3 protein-coding genes are annotated in these 6934 nt (G+C 36.1%); all 3 read right to left on the minus strand.

The annotated features are described in order from the left end of the window. Window positions 1-88: 88 nt before the first annotated feature. Window positions 89-2500 carry an autotransporter outer membrane beta-barrel domain-containing protein gene (locus ACFIJ8_RS07905; RefSeq protein ID WP_375639329.1) on the minus strand — a complete coding sequence of 804 codons (2412 nt, stop codon included), beginning with the start codon at window positions 2498-2500 and terminating at the stop codon, window positions 89-91. 653 nt (window positions 2501-3153) lie between these two features. Next, a complete protein-coding gene (locus tag ACFIJ8_RS07910) occupies window positions 3154-5631 on the minus strand; it encodes an autotransporter outer membrane beta-barrel domain-containing protein (protein WP_375639330.1) in 2478 nt (825 codons plus the stop codon). A gap of 1162 nt (window positions 5632-6793) precedes the next feature. Then, window positions 6794-6934, minus strand: a 141-nt coding sequence (locus tag ACFIJ8_RS07915) for an autotransporter outer membrane beta-barrel domain-containing protein (RefSeq protein ID WP_375629646.1), incomplete at its 5' end; no start/stop codon positions are given.

The raw sequence follows: 6934 nt of genomic DNA on the forward strand, positions 1-6934 counted from the left end.
CACTACAATTTTTGTAATGTAGTAAAACATAAGCAGCACTGTTTTCATCTCAGCGCTGCTTATGCGTCAAAATAGAGAGCTAAGATTTCTAAAAGCGATAACGCATTCCACCGGAAAAATTAATTCCAGAGACACCAGCTTTTTGAAGTTTATGTTGGTAATTAACGTCAGCATGAAGTGCGATATTTTTAGAAAGTTGCGCGTTAATGCCAAGCCCACCTTCAAGGGAAGAGCCCATAGAATCGAGATAGAAAGATTCAATAACATCGATAGTGCGCTTTTCACCAAAAGCTTTGATGACATTCAATTTACCATAAAAAGAAAGAACACGATCTTTTTCAATGGGAAGCATTGTTTTCGTTAAACGCCCTCCAATACGGACCAACCATTGATGAGGGGTCTTTATATTAACCTGGAAGCCATCAATATCTGAAAGAGTGCCAAATGCAATGTGTTGATAAATAAGTTGTGCTTGTGGTTCAAAGGACACCCCTTCAACACCAGTTGCTAGTTTTTGTCCAACGGTAGCTGATATATTTAATGTATCCGTATTGTTTAACTCTGTGGTGTTGCCGATAAGGGCTGTTGTAATATGTCCGTTTAAAATGCCGTAAGAGAAAAGTGCATTAACATAGAGACCATTGTCATGGTGGAGGTTCCCATATGCCGTAAAGAACCATTTATCCAGTATGCTTTTGTCAGAACCTTCCATATCCTTTGGCGCAAAAGAAAGCTTTCCATATGTGCCTAAAAGACCAAGATTCGCGGTTATATTTTGATTTTCTAACGTTGCTAATGTCATGCCTGCTTGGATAGCAGCATAACGAACATCTGCACCATAACCATATTCCAATGGACTACGGCTGGAAGATAACGTCATCTTGTTTCCATAAGTCGATAAGAATATCCTTTTCTGTTTATGACCTTCTAATCCGAAAACTATTGAGTGCATATTATCTAACAATGTATTTTGATTGTTTATATCAGCCAATCCAGAGGAGAATATTGCATTATGCATAACCAAATAGCTTGCCATTTGAGGAACAAGAGCTTTGATCTTCCCTTCATCATCGAGAGTCGCACTTTGCAAGCGGAAATCCCAGAAATTCTCATTTTCTTCCAAGGGAGTTTGTCCATTGTTTTCTTTTTTAAGGGATGATGCATTGGTATTTTGTGCATCTTTCTGTTTTGATTCTTGTAATATTCCGCTTAAATGACTTTGTGTCTTATCGGCTTTCCCACGGCTGGATGTTGGTCCATAAACATTGAGTATGTATTTATAAGGTAAACCCTCCATTGTGGTGTAGCCATGGGCAAGTTTGAAGGAATCTTCATTTGCTTGCCCAGAAACTTGAATAAGTGAGAGCCCACGCATATTCAAAGGAATTGAATCTTCTTCATCATCGAATGGTTCTGCATGCTTTGAAAGATTGTTGAAATAGATCGTTGTGGTGCCTGAGACATCACCATGAACGAGAACACGGTCAGTTCTTTGTTGTTCTTTTGTAAGACCATTACTCCATTCTGTATTAAAGTAAATTCTTGCGTTGCCCAATGCATTGTAAACCGTTGTTGCATCGGAGCTTCTGTTTTGCTCTGCTTTTTGTGGATGTTTTCCTACATGCAAGGTTTGATAATGATTGTCTGCTAGTTTATGCGGCGCATTAAATATGATAGAGCTATTATTAAGGTTTAGGACTGAAACGATAGATTGTGCTCGTTGCTTAAGATCAAGGAGCTTATAATTAAATAGACTAAAACTATTTTCCAACTCAAATAGACTAATTTTTAAATGCCACTTGCTGTTATTATTTAGGGTGAAAACCGTTGTATTTTGAGGAAGCGTTTTTGCTCTTCCTTCCATAATCGAATTATCAGCCTCTAATGTAAAAGTAGCAGGTTGAACCTCGAAGAAGGGTGAGACTTCATTTTTTAATAACATATCAGAACGAATTTCTGAGTTTTTAAGGTACACTGCATTCGTTTTGGGATAATAAGGTCCGAAAATACCTACACCGTCGTTTACAAGAAGTTTTGTATTATTAAGGATTGCTTTGTTTACAACTTCTTCTCCTTCTTTTATTGTAGAACTTGAAATATAACCCAAATTGATACCATAGGCTCTGCTGTGGCCTATGACCTTTAATGTTGAATCTTCAATATGGATTGTGCCGTTTGTGAGTGACAAACCATGCCCTTCTGCCTCTCCCACAATTCCTTTGGCATTAATTTGACCACCTGATGTTGCAGAAAGCAAAGTAAAGCCTGAGTGCATTACTGAGTTTGTAATGGTAATATGACCTTTCTTAGCAACCACGGCATCATACTTACCACGAACAAAAACATTATGAAGGCTCTTCTCTTCTCCATTAGCTACTTGGACCGTAGGAATCTCAAGAGGTTGTTTATTTGCATAAGTTGGAGCAAAATGAGAAAAAATGAAAGTTCCAGCAATTGTACATAACAAAAAATTTTTCTTATAAATATATTTCTTACACATAGATATGCCTTTAATATTTGGTATGCTTTGATGCTTACTTCATTCCCCTAATGGCGCAAGTACCCAATCAGTTTTTATATCATTATATTTTTATTGTAAACAACAAAACGAATATTATGCTTTGTTATTTATCGTTTAAAAATTGGTCTTAGAAGAGCTTTTAAAATAGAAAGCGCAATGCAGCGAAGATGGATTTCAGAAAACCTAGCTTGATAAGTATTTTTGTTTTAAAGTGCTAAGGATCAAAATATTTTGCAAGGATGTTCATTGCTTAAGGCTGTTGTTATGAAAACTCTACAAAGTTTTTGGAGAAGATTTGTTGTGCATTTACAAAAATCGTTCAGTTGTTTTTCTTGCATATAGAATTATTCACTATGAATTTTTTTGATGTAAAAAAGCTAAAATATTTTGTATTTTTTACCGATATACAACAATTTTTATAAATCAAAAAGGCAGCTCTCTTGAGACTTCAGCAGTCATTGAGAGATAAGGAATTTTGTTACATTTGGTTTGAATGAAATTAATCCTTTCAAGAAAGCTGTATAGAAAGAACCGTTATTGATGGCTCTTTACGATAGATTGCAAAAAAGCAGTACATTCGTACTGCTTTTTTATTAAAAATGCATAGACTATAAATTGTTTTTTGCCTTTTCTTAAAACTGATAGCGTATTCCGCCTGAAAAGCTTGCTCCAGATATACCAGTTTTTTGAAGCTTATGTTGATAGTTAACATCAGCATGAAGGGCGATATTTTGTGATAATTGTGCATTCACACCAAGTCCACCTTCAACAGAAGCTCCCATAGAATCAAAGTGGAATGATTCACCAATCTGTATGGTGTCATTGTTAGAAAAAGCTTTAATAATATTCAATTTACCATAGAGAGAAAGAATACTGCCTTTTTCAATAGAAATCGTCGTTTGTGTTAAGCGCCCACCAACACGCACTAAGTATTGATGAGGATTTCCCATATCTACATCAAAGCCATCGACATCTGAGAGTGTGCCAAGCATGAGACGCTGATAAACAACTTGTGCTTGTGGTTCAAAGACCAATCCTTTCGTACTGGTTTCGAACTTTTGTCCAATGGTCGCTGATGCACTGAATGTATCAGCGTTTTTCAATTCTGCAGTCTTTCCTATGAGAGCTGTGGTGATATCTCCCTTGAGCATTCCATAAGAAAAGAGAGCATGGATATATGTACCATTATTATGGCGCAGTCCACTATATGCAGAAATTGACCATTTATTGAGTGTACTCTTGTCAGCACCTTCCATATCTTTTGGGGTGAAAGCTAATTTCCCATATGTTCCGAAAAGACCAAAATTGGTAGTCATGTTTTGATCTTCTAGAGCTACTAATGTAAAGCCTGCTTGTAAAGCAGCATAGTGAATATCGGCACCATAGCCATATTGCAATGGCGTACGGTGAGAGGATAATGTCATCTTATTGCCATAAGTCGAGAAGAAGAACCCTTTGTTTTTATGATTTTTTTTCTCAAAGCCTGTTTTTTGTATCGTGTTCAGTAAAGTGTTTTGATTGTTTACATCAGCCAGTCCAGCTGAGAATAGTGCGTTAGGCATGGACAAATAGCTTGCCACTTGAGGAACGAGAGCTCTGATCTTTCCTTCATTATCGAGCGTTGCACTTTGCAAGCGGAAATCCCAGAAATTCTGATTTTCTCTCAAATGGTTTTGTGTGCTTCCTATTTGCTCAGAATTTGCTGTTGATTCACCTTTTATATTATTCTCAACCTTTAAAACCACACCTCCTAATACAACGGGGGTCGTGTCGGTTTTTGAGGACTTTTCTTGTGATTGTTGAGTTACTTCTCCTAAATGGCTTTGTGTGCTCTCTGCTTCTCCAAGATGTGATGTTGGTCCATAGGCATTTAAGACATATTTATAAGGCAAACCGCCCATTGTGACATAGCCATTTGCTAGTTTGAAGGCATTTTCATCTGTTTTCCCAGATACTTGAATGAGCGATAGTCCACGCATATTCGCGGGAATAGAAGCTTCTTCTTTTGATGACTCACCTTTTGAAAGATTATTGAAACTAATTGTTGTGGTGCCTGATACATCTCCATGGACAAGAAGGCGGTCCGTTTTTTGTTGTTCTCTTTTTAAACCATCACTCCATTCTGTATTGAAATAAATCCTTGCATTGCCTGTTGCATTATAAACGGTTTTTATAGCGGAGTCCCTGTTTTCGTGTGGTTTAGGGAGCTCAATTGTTCGTCCTACACTCAAGGTTTGATATTGACCCTTTGCCAGCCTATGTGGCGCATTAAACACAATAGAGCTATTATTGAAGTTCAGTACTGAAACGGTAGACAGCGCTCGTTGCTTAATGTCATGGAGTGCATAATTAAATGAACTAAAATCACGATTTATGTCGTATTGACTTACATTTAAATACCATTTGCTATTGTTGTTTAAATTAAAAACAGTTGTATTTACTGCTAAGGTTCTTGCTCTTCCTTCCATAATCGAATTATCGGCGGTTAATACAAAAGTCACAGGATGAGGATCTGAATCTGTTTTCTTTTTTACATTATTTTGTAATAGTACATCAGAACGAATTTCTGAATTTCTAAGTTGAACCTCGGCAACAGACTTTGAAGATGATGGTCCTAAAATACCGACACCATTTCTCACAAGAAGCTTTGTATTGTTAAGAATTGCCTTATTGATAACTTCTTCACCATCTTTCACAAAAACATCTAAAATGCTATGAAAAACAATACCGGATTGTTTTTTGCTTTCTATGAATGAATCTTCAATGTTAATGATACCGTTTGAAATCGATAGACCAGTATACAAGGCATTGACGTTTACTCCTTTAGCATTAATACGTCCACCTTGTGATACAGCAAAAGCAAACGAAGCTGAATGTATTGTTGAGTTTGTAATTGTGGCAATTGCTTTTTCAGAGGCGTGCACTGCGCTCAATCCATTGCGGATAAAAACGTTATCAAGAGTTTTCTCTTCTCCTTTCTCCACTTTAAACTCACTTATAATTTCAGGAGGTTGTCTATTTGCATAAGTTGGAGCAAAATGAGAAAAAATGAAAGTTCCAGCAATTGTACATAACAAAAAATTTTTCTTATAAATATATTTCTTACACATAGATATGCCTTTAGTATTTGGTATGCTTTGATGCTTACTTCATTCCCCTGATGGCGCAAGTACCCAATCAGTTTTTATATCATTATGTTTTTATTGTAAACAACAAAACGAATTATAGTTATGGTGTTCTCTATGATTTGAAGTTTTTCTTAAGAAAAATTTTTTAATGATCATAAGAAGTCGGGAACAATGGATTTCATAAAACCTAGCTTGGTCAAGCTTATGCTAAAAACACTATGAAGTATGATATTTAAAATTGTCTATTAAGGATAATCGTTATAAAAGCTCTATAGCATTGAGATGTATTATTTTATGCACTCACCAAAACGATCAGCAAATTTTCTCTGCTATAAGAAAAAGAGATGAGGGGGCTATTCACAGGCTTTCTTTAAAGAGACTTTTCTTTAAGGGTACCAAAGCTTATTTCGCGACGATGTGGTCATGAATGCTATAACGCTAAAGCCATAGAGTCTCATCATCTTTACGCTTACGAAGGAGCAAGCTTATACCTTTACGCTTAATAAAAGAGTAAGCCCATCACACACTTTGCTAGCTCCCAATGTTTGTGACAAGCTCTTGGTTCTTGAGACAGTTCATTATAGGGCTTCTTAAGCTTTTCTTATATAACTTTGCTTCACACGCCAGCCCCGCTTGTAACGTGCAAGCAAATTTTTAATTGATTCAATATAAAACAAGTTTGAAATGAGAGAATCCTACGATATTCAGGACTCTCATTCAACATGCAAAACAAATAATTATCTTTATAAATCAATATATTGTATGGAATGAGAGGGATAAGCATTGTCAAAATGCTTTGCCTAAAAAACGCTACATGGAAATATAAATGAATCCTTACAGGTGGTGTTAAGCTAATGGATTGAAAAAACAGATTAAAGGTATGAAAAGAGAGCTTCTTTTATCATTATTTTTTCCAATGTTGTTTTCTTTATATTGTTTAAAAATACACTTTGCTTAGCTTTATAGAAAAATTCGATAATGAATATGCCGCGCGGCTCGTGTAAATGGGAGAGAAGAAGATCATTAAGGAGAAAAAAGTTTCAAGGGATAGGAATAGTAGCTTACATAGATTAAAAAAAGCAGCACATTGTGCTGCTTTTTTGTTAAGTTAAATAGAATGATAGGCTATTTTTACAGCCTTGTCTTAAAACTGATAGCGTATTCCACCTGAAAAGTTTGCACCACTTATACCAGTTTTCTGAAGCTTCTGTTGATAGCTTACATCACCATGAAGGGAGAAATTGTGAGACAGTTGTGCATTGATGCCAATGCCGCCTTCAATTGC

Source organism: Bartonella sp. MF74HXZ (genome assembly GCF_042194445.1).
In the GTDB taxonomy this organism is placed as follows: Bacteria; Pseudomonadota; Alphaproteobacteria; order Rhizobiales; family Rhizobiaceae; genus Bartonella; species Bartonella grahamii.